This is a genomic window from Nocardia carnea (assembly GCF_029868855.1).
Classification (GTDB): domain Bacteria; phylum Actinomycetota; class Actinomycetes; order Mycobacteriales; family Mycobacteriaceae; genus Nocardia; species Nocardia carnea_A.
The window spans coordinates 1-18,385 of sequence record NZ_JARWOV010000227.1 but is presented as its reverse complement, the minus strand read 5'-3'; the positions used below and the strand labels follow the sequence as shown (position 1 = coordinate 18,385).

16 protein-coding genes and 1 pseudogene are annotated in these 18,385 nt (G+C 65.7%); 5 read left to right on the top strand and 12 right to left on the bottom strand.

From position 1 onward, the window contains the following. Positions 1 to 345: 345 nt before the first annotated feature. Both QH195_RS21985 and QH195_RS21980 read right to left on the bottom strand, forming a co-directional pair. Positions 346 to 558 (bottom strand): hypothetical protein, encoded by a 213-nt coding sequence (locus tag QH195_RS21985; RefSeq protein ID WP_280436818.1) that lies wholly within the window; start codon positions 556 to 558, stop codon positions 346 to 348. Between the two features lie 211 nt (positions 559 to 769). Beyond that, positions 770 to 928, bottom strand: a pseudogene (locus QH195_RS21980) (L-rhamnose mutarotase); the annotation flags it as partial. 283 nt (positions 929 to 1,211) lie between these two features. Between QH195_RS21980 and QH195_RS21975 the strand changes: the two are divergent. Continuing rightward, a complete protein-coding gene (locus QH195_RS21975) occupies positions 1,212 to 2,120 on the top strand; it encodes a hypothetical protein (RefSeq protein ID WP_280436817.1) in 909 nt (302 codons plus the stop codon). A 249-nt stretch (positions 2,121 to 2,369) separates the two neighbouring features. Here QH195_RS21975 and QH195_RS21970 read toward each other — a convergent pair whose 3' ends face one another. The 3 genes from QH195_RS21970 to QH195_RS21960 form a co-directional block, all read right to left on the bottom strand. Further along, the gene (locus tag QH195_RS21970; RefSeq protein WP_280436816.1) at positions 2,370 to 2,609 is read right to left on the bottom strand and encodes a nitroreductase/quinone reductase family protein; all 240 of its coding nucleotides are present in this window, start codon (positions 2,607 to 2,609) and stop codon (positions 2,370 to 2,372) included. 176 nt (positions 2,610 to 2,785) lie between these two features. Next, positions 2,786 to 2,995, bottom strand: coding sequence for a tautomerase family protein (locus QH195_RS21965; RefSeq protein WP_280436815.1), 210 nt, complete (start codon positions 2,993 to 2,995; stop codon positions 2,786 to 2,788). A gap of 50 nt (positions 2,996 to 3,045) precedes the next feature. Then, complete coding sequence (locus tag QH195_RS21960) at positions 3,046 to 3,804, bottom strand: SDR family oxidoreductase (RefSeq protein WP_280436814.1); 759 nt, start codon at positions 3,802 to 3,804, stop codon at positions 3,046 to 3,048. Between the two features lie 88 nt (positions 3,805 to 3,892). Between QH195_RS21960 and QH195_RS21955 the strand changes: the two genes are divergently transcribed. Beyond that, complete coding sequence (locus tag QH195_RS21955) at positions 3,893 to 4,750, top strand: helix-turn-helix domain-containing protein (protein ID WP_280436813.1); 858 nt, start codon at positions 3,893 to 3,895, stop codon at positions 4,748 to 4,750. Here the strand turns inward: QH195_RS21955 and QH195_RS21950 are convergent. The 5 genes from QH195_RS21950 to QH195_RS21930 form a co-directional block, all read right to left on the bottom strand. Next, positions 4,745 to 6,205, bottom strand: coding sequence for an MFS transporter (locus tag QH195_RS21950; protein ID WP_280436812.1), 1,461 nt, complete (start codon positions 6,203 to 6,205; stop codon positions 4,745 to 4,747). The genes QH195_RS21955 and QH195_RS21950 overlap by 6 nt on opposite strands. Positions 6,206 to 6,467: 262 nt before the next feature. Further along, on the bottom strand, positions 6,468 to 7,808 hold the full coding sequence (locus tag QH195_RS21945; RefSeq protein WP_280436811.1) for an MFS transporter: 1,341 nt from the start codon (positions 7,806 to 7,808) through the stop codon (positions 6,468 to 6,470). 23 nt (positions 7,809 to 7,831) lie between these two features. Next, positions 7,832 to 9,559, bottom strand: coding sequence for a dihydroxy-acid dehydratase (locus QH195_RS21940; protein ID WP_280436810.1), 1,728 nt, complete (start codon positions 9,557 to 9,559; stop codon positions 7,832 to 7,834). 159 nt (positions 9,560 to 9,718) lie between these two features. After that, the gene (locus QH195_RS21935; protein WP_432278385.1) at positions 9,719 to 11,113 is read right to left on the bottom strand and encodes an MFS transporter; all 1,395 of its coding nucleotides are present in this window, start codon (positions 11,111 to 11,113) and stop codon (positions 9,719 to 9,721) included. Positions 11,114 to 11,459: 346 nt separating this feature from the next. After that, positions 11,460 to 12,524 (bottom strand): LacI family DNA-binding transcriptional regulator, encoded by a 1,065-nt coding sequence (locus QH195_RS21930; protein ID WP_280436809.1) that lies wholly within the window; start codon positions 12,522 to 12,524, stop codon positions 11,460 to 11,462. Between the two features lie 276 nt (positions 12,525 to 12,800). On the opposite strand from QH195_RS21930, the gene QH195_RS21925 reads away from it, so the two are divergent. Continuing rightward, positions 12,801 to 13,982 (top strand): CaiB/BaiF CoA transferase family protein, encoded by a 1,182-nt coding sequence (locus QH195_RS21925; RefSeq protein WP_280436808.1) that lies wholly within the window; start codon positions 12,801 to 12,803, stop codon positions 13,980 to 13,982. Further along, positions 13,966 to 14,766 (top strand): enoyl-CoA hydratase/isomerase family protein, encoded by an 801-nt coding sequence (locus tag QH195_RS21920; protein WP_280436807.1) that lies wholly within the window; start codon positions 13,966 to 13,968, stop codon positions 14,764 to 14,766. The genes QH195_RS21925 and QH195_RS21920 overlap by 17 nt, the downstream gene beginning before the upstream one ends. A 74-nt stretch (positions 14,767 to 14,840) precedes the next feature. Here the strand turns inward: QH195_RS21920 and QH195_RS21915 are convergent, their stop codons facing one another. Further along, the gene (locus tag QH195_RS21915) at positions 14,841 to 16,193 is read right to left on the bottom strand and encodes an FAD-dependent oxidoreductase (RefSeq protein WP_280436806.1); all 1,353 of its coding nucleotides are present in this window, start codon (positions 16,191 to 16,193) and stop codon (positions 14,841 to 14,843) included. Positions 16,194 to 16,499: 306 nt separating this feature from the next. On the opposite strand from QH195_RS21915, the gene QH195_RS21910 reads away from it, so the two are divergent. Next, positions 16,500 to 17,795: a cytochrome P450 gene (locus QH195_RS21910; RefSeq protein WP_280436805.1), complete on the top strand. Its 1,296-nt coding sequence runs from the start codon at positions 16,500 to 16,502 to the stop codon at positions 17,793 to 17,795. Here the strand turns inward: QH195_RS21910 and QH195_RS21905 are convergent. Next, positions 17,743 to 18,385, bottom strand: a 643-nt coding sequence (locus QH195_RS21905) for a metallophosphoesterase (RefSeq protein ID WP_280436804.1), incomplete at its 5' end; no start/stop codon positions are given. The two genes, QH195_RS21910 and QH195_RS21905, sit on opposite strands and share 53 nt — an antisense overlap.

The following is an 18,385-nucleotide window of genomic DNA, read 5'->3' as shown; positions in this document are numbered from 1 at the left end:
GGGGGCCCCGCCCCGCCCCCGCGGGGGGGGCCCATAAATCCGCGGGTCCTCCCGCGGGGCCCTCCCCCCCTCCCGGGGCCTGGGGGGGTTTTTGCCGCCGCTAAAAGGTTAACCCCCCCGCCGCCCTCGACCGAGCGCGGTCGAGGGCGGCGTGCGACGAAATACGGGTGGCTACGACCCGTTCTTCGCCGCCAGCGCCTTGGCCTCGCGGCGGCGGCGGTGCAGGATCGGCTCGGTGTAACATCCCGACTCTGTTTCCTCGCCTGACCTGCGGATTAGCAGCGTCCAGAATCTCCAGTGACCGTTTTGTGGCCGTTTTCAAACCGTAGCACCAAAACATCCGCATCACCGGGCATCGGCGAGATCAACAACGTGGCGAGCCTCGGGGACGTAGTGTCTCGCGGTCACGGCCGAATCCACCTCGTGCCCCAGGATCAGCCGGGCAGCCGGAAGTCCGTACTTTTCGGCCACGCGCGTCGCGCGAGTGGAGCGGAGTGTCTTAACCGTCGACCACTCGAGGTCCTGCCCTTTGACAATCGCCGCCCAGGTCTTGGACATCTGTTCCGAACGCACCACTTGGCCGGTCCGGCTTGGGATCACCAGTCGGTGACCGGGGGACGCTGCTATCTGTCGCCGACGCAGCATTGCCATGCAGTCACGGCCAACCTTGATCGTCCGCATCGATCGTGCCGTCTTGGTGAACGGCTGACGGTAGGCGACGCAGACAACGTCGTCATCGTCGTAGTCCGGCCATCCACGGGGCATGACGATCTTCCGGGCGGAGGAACAGCGAGTAGTTGGTCCAGCCTGCCGTACGCAGGGCCGCGAGCATATCCGGCCATACCGTGGCATGCGCGGCGAGGTAGTCCTCGACGCGTTCCGGGCGCAGGGCCAGCAGGAAACAGACTCGTTCGGTGGTATCGGGCATCCGGGTTCCGCCTCGTCGTTGAAACGTTTCAATCTGTGAGTGCAGTCACCGTACGCCGGAAAAGTCCGAGTGGTCAACCCTGCCGATTGGGATCGGATGAGCACCCGCCGTCGTCGGCCGACCGTGACCCGCGATGTCCGCTCCCGTGCCCGGAAACAAAAGCGGATACCGGTGCCGCCCCCGACAACATCGGCCGGTCACACGAACATGCGGGGGCCTGGCCGGTTCCACTCCGTTGACACCGGCCGGCGGTGTTGTTTTCCTTCAGGGCAAGGAGGTCCCGATGGATCGATCACTGCTCGCGCGGGCAGCTCGCTCGAGCCTGCTCGGCGTGCTGGTGCCCTTGCTGTTGAGCGTCGCGGCCGTGATCTGGCTGCTGACGTTCACGAGGATCCTGATCAACGACCTCGGCTGGGGGGTTTTGAGCCCACTGGAATGGATCGCGGAGGTCAGTAGGACGACACCCGACGGCAAGCAGTGGATGGGTGTGCTGGGCGGTGTCATGATCTGGCTGTTGATGTCCGCGTTCCTGGCGGTGGTCCCAGCGGTGGCCCTGGTCGTGGCGACGCCGCGGATCGTCCGGCGGGTGCGCCGGGGGAACGCGCTGCGCCGCTTCGATCCGGATGCCGCACCCGACCTGGTTTTCGTCCGGCCGGATGGGAGTCGGATGGCTTCGCGCGTCGCCGGGAACCCGCGGCGGGTCGCGGTGTTCGGTGTGCTCGAGCAGCTCGCCCCCGACAGTGCTCTGGCCGCCGCACTCGCCGGTGAGACCCGTGTCGTCCTCCTCGGCGACCGCGCCACGGTACCGGCCCTCATCTCCGCCCGCCTGGACGGGTATCTCCTGGACCGCAGCTCGCGGTCCAGCGCGGTCATCGTGGTCGACCGGGCGAACAACCAGTGCTGGCTCATGGGTCGCATCGTGCCGCAGTTCGTGCTCGTTCCCGACCCGTCCGGGCCGCAGGCCTTCCGCCCCCGCGTCGCGGGCGCGGTCTCGCTCGCAACGGGCGGCGGGATCGCCCTGGTCTGGGCCGACGACGCCGGAGGCGGGGAGGGATCCGACGGCGGCTGGGGGGACGGCGGATCCGACGGCAGCTCTGACGGTGGTTCGGCCGGTGGAGGTGACGGCGGCGGGAGTGGCGGCGGCGACGGAGGTGACGGCGGGGGTGGCGGCGGCGGAGGCGGAGGAGAATGAAGGCGGCCGTGGTCGATCTCGATGCCGCGCCGGCAGTGCAGATCGAGCGCTACTGCCGCAGCGGGTGATCGAGACCCTGGCGCCGGCGTTCCCCGACCCCCTAGATGGCGGGACCGCTCTTGCACTTGCGGGCTGTTCTCTGGCCCAGATCGCCCGGGAGATGACCGTCGCCGACGGCGAGCAGGACCCCCGGACCGAGCCACCCGCATCGGACAGTCGGGACCGCAGGATCGGCCACCGGCGCCGGATCTACACACGCTCGAGCACGACCACCGGGGTGCCGTGGGGACGCAATGCGGCGTGTCGTTCGAAATCCGCTCCACCCCAGCCGTTGTAGCGCGGGAACTCCGCCCACAGGCGATCGCGTTCGGCGCCGGTGGCTTCCCGGCAGCGGACCCGGACCACACCGTCGACGGTATCGGCCTCGGCCGACGGATCTGCCTGAAGATTGAGCCACCAGGACGGCGCGGGCTCGGCCCAGCCGTTCATCGCCACCCCACCGGAACCCCGCAGCGGGGTGAGAAGCGGCGCCTCCGGCCTGCACTGCCTGCCCCGGCGGACGCCCAGCGTGCAGGAATTCGATTGCAGCGAAGACCGTGGAACTCCACCGCGTCCGGAGTGTTCGGCACAGCGGAATTCCCCGGACCGCGCGGGATCCTGGTGAATCAGGATTTGTTGTTGAGCATTTCGGCAGTCAGCACATTGCCGCCGACTCCCCAGCCGCCGTCGACGACCTCGTCGACGAGGACGACGGTGGTCGCGCGAGCACGTTCGCCGTAGATCTCGACATACAGCTCGGTGGTGCGTTCCACGATCTTCCGCTTGTCCTCGTCGTCGATGGTTCCAGCGGGGACTTTGAAGTTGGCGAACGGCATGGTGATCTCCTTATATGGTGTGATATTCGATGATTTCGGCGGTCTCGGCGTCAGATCATGCCGCCGTTGGCGCGCAGGATCTGGCCGTTGATCCAGTGCCCCTCGGAACCGGTGAGGAAGGCGACCACGCGGGCGATGTCCTCCGGTGTGCCCAGGCGTTCGAGCGGCGGATTCTCGGCCAGCGTGGTGATCTGTTCCTCGGTCTTCCCGTCGAGGAACATCGCGGTCGCGGTCGGGCCGGGAGCCACGGTATTGACGGTGATATTGCGGCCACGCAGTTCCCTGGCCAGGATCAGGGTGACCGCTTCTACGGCGCCTTTGCTGGCGGCATAGGCACCGTAGGTGGGGAATTGGGCGCCGACCACGGATGTCGAGAAGCTCACGAACGAGCCGCCGTCGCGCAGCCGCCGCGCAGCCTGCTGGGCCACAACGAAGGTGCCGCGGATGTTGACGCGGTGAATCTCGTCGAGAACATGCAGATCGAGATCGGCGATGGTGGACAGGGCGAGGCGGCCCGCGGAATTGACGACGACGTCGACGCCTCCGAACTCGGCCTCGGCGCGGTCGAACAGTGCGGAGACAGCGCCTTCGTCGGCGACGTCGGCCTGGGCCGCAATCGCGGTGCCACCCGCCGCGGAGATGGCGGCTACGGCTTCCTCAGCAGCGGCGGCGTTGCCGGTGTAGTTGACGACAACGGTGCTGCCGCGGGCCGCCAGCTCGAGCGAGATCGCCCGCCCGATGCCACGGGACCCTCCGGTGACGACGGCAACCCGCCCGGTCTTTCCTGATGCGGTGTCGGTGGATGTCATGTTTCTTCACTATCGACGGCGCGGGCGGCGGGTACGAGGGGACGTCATCCCCTGTGTCGCCGGCCCGACGTGCCGCAGACTGGATGTCATGAGCGTCGCGAAGTATGCCGAGCTGGGTGCTTTCCTGCGGTCCCGGCGCGAGCGCATCCGGCCCGAGGAGGCCGGATTCGTGCCCGGGCCGCGACGGCGCGTGCGCGGACTCCGTCGCGACGAGGTGGCCCAACTCGCCGGAGCTTCGGTGGACTACTACAACGAGCTCGAGCGCGGGGCCGGGTCGCAACCGTCGGAACAGATGCTGGCGGCCCTGGCACGCGCCTTGCGGCTGACCGCCGACGAACGTGCCCACATCTACCACCTCGCCGATCGTCCGGTGCCGCGCGACGGAACCGCGAGTTCGCAGGTTTACCCCGGAATGGTCGACCTGCTCACCCGGCTGGTCGCGACGCCTGCCCAGGTGATCACCGATCTGCACGTCACGCTGGTACAGAATGCGGCGGCCGTCGCGCTGCTCGGCGATCAGTCCGGCTGGCACGGCAGGGCGGCGAGCTTTGTCTACCGATGGTTCACCGATCCCGGAGCCCGGCGGCTCTACCCCGAGAGTGACCACGAGACCCAGTCCCGGGCGTTCGTCGCCGATCTGCGGGCCGCCGCCGGCCGTCGCTCCGCGGCGGATTCCGAAGCGGCTTCGCTCATCTCCGAGTTGCTGAGTTGCGCCCCCGAGTTCGCGGCGAAATGGACGGCTCACGAGGTGGCATTCCGGCGAAACGACCGCAAACGTATCAACCACCCGGCTCTCGGCCTGATCGAAGTCAACTGCCTCAATCTGTTCAGCGAAGACGGCCGGCAACGGCTGCTCTGGTTCACCCAGGCCCCCGGCACCGACTCCGCGGACAAGCTGGACCTGCTCACCATGGTCGGCACACAGCAGTTCACCGAGCGCTCATGAGCACGGACGGCCATCGGGGGCAGTGTCCCGGGACGATCGTCGGCGGGTCAGGCCGACGGCGAGCACGGTGGCGGTGGCCAGCGTGGCGGTCGCGAGCGCGATGTAGCTGTACACGCCCGTCGCGGAGTTCACCGCCACCCCGTCGACGATCGTCCGGGTGGACGAGAGCACGGCGGCACCCACAAACGTCATGACCACCGAGCCGAACGCGCCCACAACCGAGACCATGCTCGAGACCGCGGCCTGGCGATCGGCCGGCACGAGCGTCCCCGCCAGGTTGAAGCCGGTGGTCAGGAGCGCACCCATCGTGCACTGCAGCAGAAAGGAGCAGGCGATCGCTGCGGGCAGCCAGGACGCCCCGGTGAACATCCCGGCGGCGCCGGTAGCACCGACTGTCGTCGCGACGGCCAGCGTCGCCGCCGGTCCGATCCGGGTCGCGAGCCAGCCCGAGAGCACTCCACCGACGACAACCCCGACGGCGGGAACCCCGAACAGCAGCCCCAGCATGCCCTGGGCATCGAGCCCGTAGCCGAGCTGCTGCTCGTGCGAGACCTGGGCGATCAGGCCGAGGAGCTGGTCCATGCTCTGCGTCGCTCCCGTAGCGAGCACGATGACGAGCAGCGTGAACAGGAGGGGCCGCCCGAGGTTGCTGATATCGATCACGGGATCGGCCGTCCGCCGGGAGTGCCGTACCCAGTACGCCAGTGCGGCCAGACCGGCGCCGAGGAGGGCGAACGGGGTCACGCCGAACCAGCCGATCTCCGGCCCCAGACTGATATAGCCGAGCACCGCGACCAGGCCGGCGCCCAGCAGGAGGGCCCCGCCGACGTCGAGCCGGCCGGGCGTCCTGGTCGTGGATTCGGGGATGACGGCGCGGACGGCGACGGCGGCGGCGCCGCCGAGTGCGGCTGCCGTCACGAAGACGACGCGGAAGCCTAGCTCGGCGACCAAATTCTCGTACACGAAGGCGGCGCCGAAGTTGAGCACTGCGGTGCCGGTGGTAACGATCCCGACCGCGGGCATCGCGATCCGTGGTTCGCAGAGTTCGCGGACGATCGTGGCAGACAGGAAGACCGACGCGATGACGGCGCCTTGGGCCAGGCGTCCGAGGGTGAATACCAGCAGGTTGGGAGCCATCACGCAGAGGACGGAGCCGGCGCAGCCGATGAGCAGCGTCATGACGAGCATCCGGCGTTTGCCGCGCAGATCGGCGCTCCGGCCCAGCAGCGGGCCCCATAACGCACCGGCGAGCACCGCGCTCGAGCTGATCCAGGCCGCCTGATCGGTCTGGAAGTGCTCGAGTATCTGCGGGAGGAAGAGCAGCGGCGCCACGAGCACGGTATCCGCCATCAGATTCCCGATGAGGAGTGCGGCGAGTTGTGCGGCGAGGCGCTTGTTCCACCGTCTGTGTCGTGTCGTGCCCGGTGGAAGGTGGGTGTCCGGCGCGGTGTCCACGAAAGCTCCTTTACGGATGGCAGTTTCAGCGCTGCCGCCACGATTCGATCCCGGGTGGTTCCCCACCCCAGGCCACCACCTTAACTAAGTTAAGGAAGGGTGGCAATCAGTGGACCGATCAGACGCCCACCGGCACCCGAGCCGGGCACGCGGACCTGCGCCCGGCCGGGTGTGGCGGCGAGTTCACCGACAGCGCCGGCCTCGGTAGCCGTGGCCCGGCAGCCCGGTGGAAAGCCGGCCGCGGCAACGGTAGTGAGGCCGATCAGCGCACCGTCCGGGCCTCGTCCATCGGCTCGACATCGGTTATCGGCTCGACATCGGCCGTGTCCAGATCGCGGTGCAACGTCTCCGGCCCCATCCACAGCGCCAACAGTGCGATCACCGCCAGCACTGCCATGTATCCGACGATCGGCCACCACGACCCGGTCCATGCGAACAGGGCGGTAGCAATGAACGGAGCCAATCCGCCGGCCAGAACGGAGCCGACTTCCCGCGAGAACGCGAAGCCGGACAACCGGAACTCTGTATCGAACAGTTCGGCGTACCAGGCGGCTTGGGGGGCAAGCATGGCGGGGTATGCGAATCCCAAACCGATGGCGAAGGCCAGGATCACCGCGCCTGTCGAACCTGTCCCGGTCAGTATGAAGAAGGGTGCGAGCCACAGACCGGACCCGACCGCTCCGGCGATGTAGACGGGTTTCCGGCCGACTCGGTCGGACAGCGCACCATAGAACGGCACAGTGACCAGCTGAATAGCCGAGGCGATCATCACTGCCCACAACGCCACCGAGTTGCCCAACCCGAGGGTCGTGGATACGTAGGCGACACCGAAGACGGGGAGAAGGTAGGCGAAGCCGTTCTCTCCCATCCGCGTACCCACAACGATGAGGAAGCTGCGCGGATGCTGGGTGAAGGCCGCGAACAGCGACAGCTTCGGTGGCGCGGTGCGGTGTGCTTGCATCTTCTCGAAGGCGGGCGGCTCTTCTACTCGGCGCCGGATGAGGTAGCCGACGACAACGCACACCGAACCGAGAAGGAACGGAATCCGCCACCCCCACGATTCGAACTGTTCCTCGGGCATGAGCAGGAAGAGGTAGAAGACGGCGTTCGCAAGCAGGGTGGCGATCGAGAAGCCGAGTGGCGCCCATGCCCCCGCGAGACCGCGCTTGCCGGCTGCCGAATGCTCGACCGACAGCACCACTGCGCCGGCGTACTCACCGCCCGCTCCGAATCCTTGGATCAGGCGCAGGACAATGAGCAGGATGGGCGCGGCGATACCGATCGTCGCATACGTCGGCAGTAGGCCGATCGCCGTCGTCGCACCGCCCATGAGCAGTAGGGTCGAAACCAAGATCCTCTTGCGACCGACGCGGTCACCCAACCGACCGAGGATCAACCCTCCGATGGGCCGGGCCAGGAACCCGACAGCGTAGGTGGCGAAGGCGGCCAGGGTCCCGGCCAGCGGATTCTCGGACGGAAAGAACAGTGTGTTGAGAACTACCGCGGCGGCAGTGCCGTACACGATGAAGTCGTACCATTCGAGCACCGTTCCGACGAGGGCGGCGATGGCGGCTTTCCGCGGTTGAGTTGAGGTAGTCGACAACGTCTCGATTCCTTTCTCGACGCCTACTGCGAAACCGGACGTCTGAGGACCGCACCCTGCTGTATGGGACCCACCAGCTGGGCATACTGGCCGAGCCACCCGCGCTCGCGGCCCGGGGTGCCGGAATGAACGGGCGCTCCCGGGCGGACCGGGTCCGTATCGAGCGTGCGTTTGTCGAGATCGATGGAAATAATGTCACCGGGCTCCACGCCGGCGAGTGGCCCCCCGTCCGCGGCTTCGGGCATGACCTGGCCGACGACCAGTCCGTGATTGAGCCCTGACAGTTCGCCGTCTGTCACCACTGCGACCTGACCGCCAAGCCCCGCGCCGTTGAGAGCCGCCACGAAGCCGGCCGCGAATACCGTGCCCGGGCCACCTCGTGGCCCCATACCGCGAAGGACGATGACGTCACCCGGCACGATTCCCCGGTCACCGAGAGCCGTGATCGCCTGGTCTTCGCCCAGAAATACCTTTGCCGGGCCCGAGAACTGGCGGCGTGCGTTACCGACGCCCGCGACTTTGACGATGCACCCGTCAGGAGCAAGCGAACCACGAAGGATCAGCAACCCGCTCTCGTTGCGAACGGGATCGGAGAGTTCGTGCAACACTGCGCCGTCCGGTCGCGGTGCTGTCTCGGCCCGCTCCGTCACGGTGTCGCCGGTCACTGTCAACGCTGTGCCGTTCAGGCGTGGAAGCAGGGCTTTCATTGCGGCTCGAGTGCCCCCTACCCGCTCGAGATCCCACACCTGGTCGGTACCGTTCGGCCGTATTGCCGCGAGCTGGACGCCGGATCGTGCACGCTCCTCGAATGTGGCGACAACATCCATATCGAGGTCGGCTTCATTGGCAATCGCCGCGAGATGACGAATACAGTTGACCGACCCTCCCAGAGCCAGAGCTACCTCGACGGCATTCTCGATCGCGGCTTCGGTCAGCACTTTTCGTGCGGTGAGTCCTTCGGCGACCATTTCGACGATCCGAGTGCCGGCAGCAGCAGCGCGTTCGCGCATCCGATCGGAGTTCGCTCGAATGGGCGCCGACCCGGGCATCGTCATTCCGAGGGCCTCGGATAGGACATGCATGGTGTTCGCGGTGGCCAGACCGGCACAGACACCCGGCCCTCGAATCGCAGCATCGGCCAGGTCCCCGAGCTGTTCGACGGTCATCTCACCGGACTGGACGGCCCCGACAGATTCGTAGACGGTATCGATATCCACCGAGCAGCCTGCGTAAGTGCCGCCTTGTTGATACCCGCCGATGACCAGAATAGAGGGAATATCCAGTCGTGCCGAAGCCATGAGATGAGCGGGCGCCGTCTTGTCGCAAGACGATAGGCAGACCATTCCGTCGAGGACGGCCCCTTCCACCGCCGCTTCCACATCGTTGACGATGAGATCGCGGGTGGGAAGGAGGTATCGCGCTTTTCGTCCGGCGCTGGTGACGAAATCGCTCGGTGCGACGGTTCGTATCTCGAGCGGCAGGCCACCGGCCTCCCAGATCGCCTCGGCTACCACCTCGACGATATCGTCGAGGTGGGCGAAACAGACAGAAAGCTGTGAGGAAGTATTGACGATAGCGATCTGCGGTCTTCCCTGATCCTCGACCGACCGCCCGAGCGCGGTCCATTGGGCGCGGCGCACAGCCCACCGCGTTGTGCCGGGTACGAAGCGACTTCTGAGCCGGCCGGGCCGGCCGCGATCGCTGTCCGGCAATACGTCACCCGTGGTGGAGACAGGTGGGTCGATGGGCATGGTTACCTCCTGTATTGCAGTCGAAATGGCCACGCGGGCTATCCCGAGAGGGTCGTGAGAGTGCACTGTCGCAAGGTTGCGTGCGTGTGCTGTTCCGCCAATTCCTCTGTAAGCGAGGTACTTTCGTTGCAATCGAACGGTTCGCGCGCTACGGGATGTCTATCGGCGCTGCTGGTCCACACCCAACGGAAATCGCTCCCGGTCCCGCGCGTCGATATCGTGCAGGGAAATCCCCCGGGTCTCGCGCGCGGCCGAAATTGCGACCATCGAAATACACGCCGCGATTGCCAGGTAGATCGCAATCGGGATCCACGAATTATATTCCCGCAGTAGGTAGGTCGCGATGAACGGCGCGACCGAACCGGCGAAGATCGAAGTCACCTGATAGCCGAGCGATACCCCGGAATACCGGATCCGCGTCGGGAACATCTCGGACATCATCGCAGCCTGCGGGGCGTAGATCAACGCATGAACAGCCAGTCCGAGTGTCAGCGCCACGATCACGAGCGCGATGCTTCCCGTATTCATCAAGGGATAAGAAATGAATGCCCACACCACCATCAGCAGCGCGCCTGTCGCGTAAACAGGTTTGCGCCCGATTCGATCGGTGAGACCGCCGATCACCGGAATAATCAGGAAATGCAGAAGATGCGGAATCAACATGACCACCAGGACATTTTCGATCTCCATTTCCACCTTGAAGGCCAGGTACGTGATCGAGAAGGTCACTACGATCTGATACAGGATGTTCTCGGCGACACGTAGCCCCATCGCGATGGCGATCTGCCGCGGATATTGCCGAATCGCCTGCGACACACCGGACCGATTCTCGGTGCGCTGTTCTTCGGCCTTCTGCGACTCCCTGAATATCGGCGCGTCCTCGATCTGGGTGCGAATGTAGTAGCCGATGACGATGACGACTGCCGAGAGCCAGAACGCCAGTCGCCAGCCCCAACCGAGAAACGCCGATTCCGGCAGGACGAAGGCAAGCACGGACAGAACCACCGTCGCGACGAGATTTCCCAGCGGAAGCCCCGCTTGTGGCCAGCTCGCCCAGAATCCGCGGCGTCGGCCGGAGCTGTGTTCACTGACCAACAGAACTGCACCGCCCCATTCGCCACCGACCGCGAATCCCTGAATCAAGCGGAGAATCACCAGCAGCCCCGGCGCCCAATAGCCGATGCTGTCGAATCCGGGGAGGCAGCCCATGCCGAACGTGGAGACCCCGACCAGAAGAAGGCTGACCTGGAGCAGCTTCTTGCGGCCGAATCTGTCTCCGTACAGACCGAACACCACACCGCCGACGGGACGGGCGAAGAATCCGACCGCGTAGATGAGCAGCGCACTGAGTACACCATCGAGGGCATTGTCGGTCTCCGGAAAGAACAAGGTGCCGAAGACCAGCGCGGAAGCCGCGGAGTACAGCAGAAACTCGTACCATTCCGCGACAGTTCCGGCCATCGAGGCGGCGACTACCTTGCCCAAGCCGCGGCTGGACGGCTGGGGTGCCTCGGTCGACTGCGAAGCCAATGAGGTTCGCTCGGGAGGATTCATTGCATTCCTTCGAAAAGAGCGGGATCGGACGCCTGACGGTGGTCTCGGTCACAAGGCGGATGCGGCAAGTAAAGCACCCACCGGCCCGTTGCGCAACCGGTTGTTCATCTAAGGCGCCCGCATCCGCCACGAGGATTGCCGGCATGGGGAGTAGAAGCGCACAGCGCACAGCGGCGCTTACGCCACCTCAGAACGGACCGGGGCCCCGCACCGGGCAGCGACAAGTCACCATCGAATCCGCCGGGACGAACCCGGCAAGACAACTGCGCAAACCCCGGCCCCCGCAGACGCTTCCGCGCCGAGTACAGAAAGTTTCGCGTCCAGGATCAGGCCGACCGGTTCCGGGTCACGCCTTCGCCGGAGCAACCGAGGTACCGCGCACCAGCAGTTCGGGCGCGGGATCGTCGATGGTGACATCGGAGAGCGCTCCCCCGTCGAGATACCCGAGAAGCATCTCGGCGGCCCGGCTGCCGATCTTCGACAACGGCATCCGCACGGTGGTGATGGCCGGGAATACCGTCTCCGACACCCAGGTGGTGTGGATCCCGACGATCGACATCTCCTCGGGCACTTTCACTTGCGCACGCTGTAGCCGAGAGAGCGCCCCCACGGCAGCGTTCACACTCGCCACCACCAGTCCGGTCGGACGATCGGGCCGACCGAGGATGGCATCGACCGCGGCCGCCCCATCGGGAGCCTCCCAGCCGAACTCCTGTACCCATTCCGGCCGTGACACCAGGCCGTGTGACGCCAGTGTCTCCTCGAAACCGATTCGGCGACGGATGGCGGCGTCGTGCAAGGGGGACCCGCCGATGAAGCCGAGGTCGCGGTGACCGAGGTCTATCAGATGTTCGGTCGCGATACGGACACCTTCGATATCCGGCAGGATAACCGATCCGATCCGGTCGTCGAGTCGGCAGTTGACAAAAACAGTGGGTATGCCCTCGGGAACAACTTCACGAAGCTCGTCGTCATCGAAGTCTTCGCGGCGTTGGATCAGAATGCCGTCGACTCGCCCCTGCTTGAGCAGGCGCTGTACGGCATCGCGGCCCTCCGGCGCATGGTCGACATTGCCGACGAGGACATCGATCCCCGCCGGGGTGGCAACCTCCTGGATTCCGGCCAGCATCTCGGCGAAGACATGATTGCTCGGGTCCGGGACGATCAGCGCGATGGCGCCGGAGCGATTGAAGCGCAGTGCGATGGCGCGCCGGTTCGGGACATATCCGAGCTGATCGGCGATCTCGAGGATGCGAGTGCGCGTTTCCTCTCGGATCCGGGCATTGACGTCGCCGTTGAGCGCCCTGGACGCAACAGATTTCGACACGCCGGCGGCGCGTGCGACGTTATCGAGACTCACCATCACGATCCAGTATAAGAGCAGGATATCGACAAGTGCCGGTACCGTCACGACAGCCCGGGACCGGGGCACACACCACGATATCGCCTCCGGTGGCACGCGGGCTTTCCGCACCTCGGCCGACGACCGAGTTCCCCGCACCCGACGTCGTACAAAGAGCACGAAGTCCAGTGAACAACCGGTTGCGCATCTGATTCTGCCGTGCTTAACTGCCTCAGGTATCAACCGCCTCGCACCGGGACACGGTCGGGGTTACCAACCGACCCAGAACTCGCAGCGCACAGGTCGATGCGAGCGGGTCATTCACACTCGTGCTCGGGAGGGTCCGTGCTGTCCGGAATTCGCGTTGTCAGCTTTACCCATTTCCTGCAGGGACCGTCGGCCACGCAGCTGCTCGCGGACCTCGGTGCCGACGTAGTCAAGATCGAATCTCCCGCCGGGGCATTCGAGCGCAGTTGGTCCGGGCCCGACGCCTATGTCGGCGATGCCAGCGTCTTCTTCCTGCTCGGCAACCGGAACGTCCGGAGTCTGTCGATCGACTTGAAATCCGAGAAGGCCAAGCAGGTTCTGCTGAAGCTGATCGACGACGCCGACGTGCTCATCGAGAGTTTCCGGCCGGGAGCCCTCGAGCGGCTCGGGTTCGGCTACGAGGAACTGTCGGCCCGCAATCCGCAACTGGTGTACTGCTCGCTGTCCGGGTACGGCTCCGCCGGTCCGTACCGCGATCGGCCGGGCCAGGATCTGCTGTTGCAGTCGCTGTCCGGGCTCGCACACGCGACCGGCAGCGCCGGCTCGTCACCCACCGCGGTGGGCGCCTCCGTCATCGATCAGCACGGTGCAGTCCTGGGTGCGTTCGGCATACTCGGCGCCCTCCTCGGCCGCGAACGCACCGGCAAGGGATGCAGAGTCGAGAGCAATCTGCTCAACGCCGCCCTCGACCTGCAGATCGAACCGCTCTCCTATTATCTCAACGGCTTCCGCGGTGAGCCGAGTCCGACCGGTATCGGGTCGCGCTACTACAAGGCGCCCTACGGGATCTACCGCACCGCGGACGGGCACATCACCGTGTCGATCACCGCCCCGTCGATCCTGGCCGAGGCGTTCGGCGACGACTGGTTCACCACGATCGCCGCGGACGACGAGTACAACCGCCGCGAGGAGATCAACGAACGGATCTCTCGGCACCTCGCCGAGCGGACAACCCAGGAGTGGGCGGCTCGCTTCACCGAGCACAAGGTCTGGTTCGCCCCCGTCAATGACTACGAAGCCGTCATCAATGACCCGCAGGTGCTGCACAACAACAGCTTTCTCGAATTCGATTACCCCGGCAGCGGGCCGGTCAAGGTACTGGCTCACCCGATCCGTTACGACGGCCGGACACCGGCCGCCCGCACCCTGCCGCCCGCTCTGGGTGAACACACCGAGTCCATTTTGAGCGCACTCGGGCTCAACGACGACGAGATCGACGCACTCGCACAGGAAGGAGTTGTTCGTGTCCACAACAACTGAGGAAAATTTCATCGTGCTGGATATCGGTGACGGCATGGCCACCATCACCCTGGACCGGCCGCGGAAGTTCAACGCCCTCAATTCGGCAATGGTCCAGCAGTTCAACGAGGCCCTCGACACGGTCACCGAGGATCCCGATATACGTGCCGTCGTGGTCACCGGCAGCGGGAAGGCGTTCGCCGCCGGCGCCGATATCGCCCAGTACGAGAAGGCAGATGCCGCTCGGTTCGCCGCGTTCACGCACGCCTGCAACGACTTGTGCGACCGGATCGATACCTTCGACAAGCCCGTGATCGCCGCAGTGAACGGTTTGGCGCTCGGCGGCGGATTCGAAATCGTCCTCGCCTGCGATATCGTGATCGCAGCCGAATCGGCATCCTTCGGCCTGCCGGAAGTCTCTCTCGGCCTGTTGCCGGGCTGGGGTGGGACCCAGCGCCTCCCCCAGTTCATCGGCCCGAACCGGGCGCGTCATCTGATCATGACCGCGGGCCGCCTCAGCGCTGCCGAGGCCGCTCAGGCCGGCATCGTCTCCCAGATTTGCGCTCTCGACGATCTGACCGAGACCGCGCGAACACTGGCCACCGACATTGCCGGGCGATCCCCGTTGGCGATCGCGGCCATCAAAAAGGCCGTCGGCTATGCCGCGGCAGCGATCCCCGGAAACCGCGGACCCGGTTACGCCTTGGAGCAGGGCCTGCTCTTCGAGCTGTTCGCCTCCGAGGACGGCCGGGAGGGCATCGCCGCATTCGTTCAGAAACGGCCGGCCCGATTCACCGGCCGTTGAGCCACGCACAACAAGGTCTGGGCGGTCTCCGGGTGGAGGCCGCCCAGACCTTTTGCAGCGCACGCGCCGGCGCGTTACAGGTCACTGCCGTTGGCCGCCATCTGCTCGCGGACAGCCTCGCCGCGGATCTCCCGGAGGGGCACATCACGCTGAAGCGACTGCTGCACCGCGACCCCTGCCGCATGCCCGTACTCGAAGCATTGGGCGGTCACCCGGGCAGAGGCCAGCGCTTCGTGCTCGGCACCCAGACAGCGGCCGGCAACGATGATGTTGTCCCCCACCTCGGGAATCAGCGCGCCGAACGGAACCTCGTAGAAGTCGTCGAGGATCCAGTGCAGTTTCGGCGCGTCACCGTCGTGCAGTTCGATCGGCCAGGGCACCCGCGCAATACCATCGGGGCGCTTACGATGCTCGAGCACATCGGTATTGGCGAGCCGTTCCACCGCCGCGATCGTGCGGGTCTGCCGGATCCCGACCTCCGTGCCGGTGTCGACGACGTAGCTGTTCTCGCATCCGGGTATCCGCAGCTTCAGGTATTCGGCATAACTGCGGACCTGACGACGTCCTCCGATCTCCGCCTCGGTGAAATCAACCGGGTCGACGACGTTGAGCATGCGGCCGTCGAACCCGACCAGACGAGTGGCGTTGACCATCAACTCCCCCCGGCGCGGTGTCCGGAAGATCCAGATCTTCTGCCGGGGAAGATCGAGCCCCCCTTCTCGCGCGGCGACGATGTCGGCGGACACTTCCGGCGGGCAGATCGTGTCGTGACCGTAGAAGTCGAGAAAGCGGTCGATATCGACACCGGCGACGCGGAAGAACATCGTCGGATTCTGAATACGTCCGCTGTCCCCGTATGTGTATCGGTGGCCGGCGCGGGCGATGACCGCCGCATCACCCGAGGCGTCGATCGTGCGCCGCGCCCGAATCAAGGAGCGACCTGCAGTCGACTCCACCACCACCCCGCCGTGGGACGCCCCATCCATGATCACACCGACCACGGTGGTATGGAAGAGAATTCGCACGCCGGCATCGAGTAGCATCGATTCCGCAACCTCGCGCCAGACCAGCGGATCGTGCGCAGCGGTCCAGGTCTTGCCATACATCTGCGGCGCTGTCAGACCACCTCGTTCGGTCAATTCGACGGAGAACCGCTCGGAAAAGCCCTGCACAACCTGCACGGGCGAACCGGGTGTCTCCGACGCCGCGTACATTCCGCAGATGGTGCCGGACATCCCGGCCACGGCGGCACCACCACAGAATCCGTACTTCTCGACCAGGACCACACTGGCGCCGGCCTCACCCGCCACCGTCGCGGCCGCGACACCAGCAGCGCCGCCGCCCACGACCAGAACGTCGACGGTATCCAGAACCGGCAGGTCACAGTTGGTTCCGACGATTGATGTTTCTTTCCAGTTCCTGATCATCTCTACGCTGCCCTCGAATGTGCGATGTGTGTGAACCGAGACGGACCGGCGGGGAACAGGTGTGCCGGCGATCGGTCCGCTACCCGAGTCAAGCACAGATACAACCCTATGAACAACCGGTTGCGCTACATGGATTTCGCTCTGCGCGCAGAAACCACAGTCGGCGCGTCACCGGCGCCTCGAATGTCAGAAATCGCCGATCCCGACCGCGCACCGCCGGCCCCGGCTCGGTGTCCAGGTCGATTCCGTGCCCCCGACGCGCAGGAGTGCCACCATGGGGAGAGCACACTCGGTTCGGAGGCGGTCATGGCACTGACAGGCGCGGCGTCCACGCGGCCCCATCATGAGGTCGATATCTCCAGTTACGAGTTCTGGGAAAAGGATTTCGACGGCCGGGAGGCGGCGTTCGCCCGGTTGCGCGCGGCCGAGAGCCTCACCTGGCATGCCCCGCCGGATTCCCTGATCTTCGCCGATCCCGATCCCGGTTTCTGGGCTGTGACCCGGTACCGGGATGTCGTGCAGGTCAGCCGGGACCCGGAGATCTTCTCCTCGGAAGACGGCACGACCCTGGGGTATATGCCGCCCGATGTCGAATACAGCACCAAATTCTTCATCGCCCTGGACGCGCCCCGGCACACCCGTTACCGGAAGTTGATCAGCTCGGCGTTCACTCCGCGCCAGATCCAGCGGGTGGAGGAGCAGGTCCGCGACAATGCCGCCCGGATCGTCGACGATTTCGTCGCCGATCTGCGGACCGGCGAAACCCTCGATTTCGTCGACGCGGTCTCCCGGAAACTGCCTATGCAAACGATTTCGCAGATGATCGGCATCCCCGAGGCCGACCGCGAGGCGGTCGCGTTCGCCACCGAAGCCCTGTTCGGCACCACCGACCTCGAGTACACCAGCCTCGAGGAGCGCGCCGAGTTCTTCTACAAGCAGATCGGCATCCTCCACTCCGCAGGCACCGACCTGGCCCGGAAGCGCCGTGCGGAACCGCACAACGACCTCATGACTGCGATGATCGCCGCCGAATTCGACGGGCACCGCCTCAGCGATGAGGATATCGGCGCGTTCATGGTGCTGATCTCCGCCGCAGGCAACGACACCACCAAACAGACCACCTCCCATGCCTTCAAAGCGCTCGTGGAGCATCCGACCCAGATGGACTGGCTGCGCGAGGATCTCGACGGGCGTATGAACACCGCCATCGAGGAATTCATCCGCTGGGGCAGCGTGGTGGTGCACTTCGCCCGCCGGGCGACCCGCGACACCGAGCTCGCCGGAACCCCTATCGCGGCAGGTGAGAAGGTCGTGATGTTCTACAGTTCCGCCAACCGCGACGAGTCGGCGTTCGACAATCCGCACGCGTTCGACATCACCCGCGACCCGAACCACCACGCCGGATTCGGTGGCGGCGGCCCCCACCACTGCCTCGGCGCCTGGCTGGCCCGCATGGAATTGAAGCATCTGTTCCGGGAGCTGATCACCAAGGTTCCGCCGGTCGAACTCGGTGAACCCGAATACGGGCACAGCGCACTCATCCACGGCATCAAACGCATGCCGGTCCGGCTGTGCACGCGGAATGAAGCGTTATCACCGTGATTTCACTGGGCGCGAAGATACGGAAAGGAGGACCCCAGAAACCCGAGCCCCGGCTGGTGTACAGCTGTGTCCGCTCACCGTGTCGGCTCAACCCGTGAACGGTGGGTTGATCGAGGCGGACCAGGTAGTTGAACGGCCAGATCTGCCCACCGTGGGTATGGCCGGCGATCTGGAGGTCGACACCGGCGGCCGCGGACTCGAAAACCTGCTTCGGTTGATGCGCGAGCATGAGCACCGGCAGCCCGGGATCGACTCCTGCCAGGGCATCGTCGAAGTCCGCGCCGTGACCACTCAGTTCCGCCGACTCCGCCGTAGCGTCGTCGACGCCCGCAAGTACGAGGCGGTCACCGCCGCGCTCAACGACAACATGCTCGTTGTGCAGAGTTTTCCAGCCGATCGAATCCATGTAGTCGAGCCAGCCCTGCGCCTCTCCGAGGTACTCGTGATTTCCGGTGACATAGACCCTGGCGAGCCCGGCCTCCATGGTGGCGAGCGGGGCCGCCTGCCCACGTCGCAGCTCCACGGGGCCATCGGCGATATCACCGACATGGGCCACGATATCGGGACGTAGTTCGTTCACGGCCGCAGCA

Coding starts and splice junctions, on each gene's coding strand:
- QH195_RS21985 (WP_280436818.1), bottom strand. CDS start 558: ATGTCCAAGACCTGGGCGGCGATTGTCAAAGGGCAGGACCTCGAGTGG.
- QH195_RS21975 (WP_280436817.1), top strand. CDS start 1,212: ATGGATCGATCACTGCTCGCGCGGGCAGCTCGCTCGAGCCTGCTCGGC.
- QH195_RS21970 (WP_280436816.1), bottom strand. CDS start 2,609: ATGAACGGCTGGGCCGAGCCCGCGCCGTCCTGGTGGCTCAATCTTCAG.
- QH195_RS21965 (WP_280436815.1), bottom strand. CDS start 2,995: ATGCCGTTCGCCAACTTCAAAGTCCCCGCTGGAACCATCGACGACGAG.
- QH195_RS21960 (WP_280436814.1), bottom strand. CDS start 3,804: ATGACATCCACCGACACCGCATCAGGAAAGACCGGGCGGGTTGCCGTC.
- QH195_RS21955 (WP_280436813.1), top strand. CDS start 3,893: ATGAGCGTCGCGAAGTATGCCGAGCTGGGTGCTTTCCTGCGGTCCCGG.
- QH195_RS21940 (WP_280436810.1), bottom strand. CDS start 9,559: ATGCCCATCGACCCACCTGTCTCCACCACGGGTGACGTATTGCCGGAC.
- QH195_RS21935 (WP_432278385.1), bottom strand. CDS start 11,113: ATGAATCCTCCCGAGCGAACCTCATTGGCTTCGCAGTCGACCGAGGCA.
- QH195_RS21915 (WP_280436806.1), bottom strand. CDS start 16,193: ATGATCAGGAACTGGAAAGAAACATCAATCGTCGGAACCAACTGTGAC.
- QH195_RS21910 (WP_280436805.1), top strand. CDS start 16,500: ATGGCACTGACAGGCGCGGCGTCCACGCGGCCCCATCATGAGGTCGAT.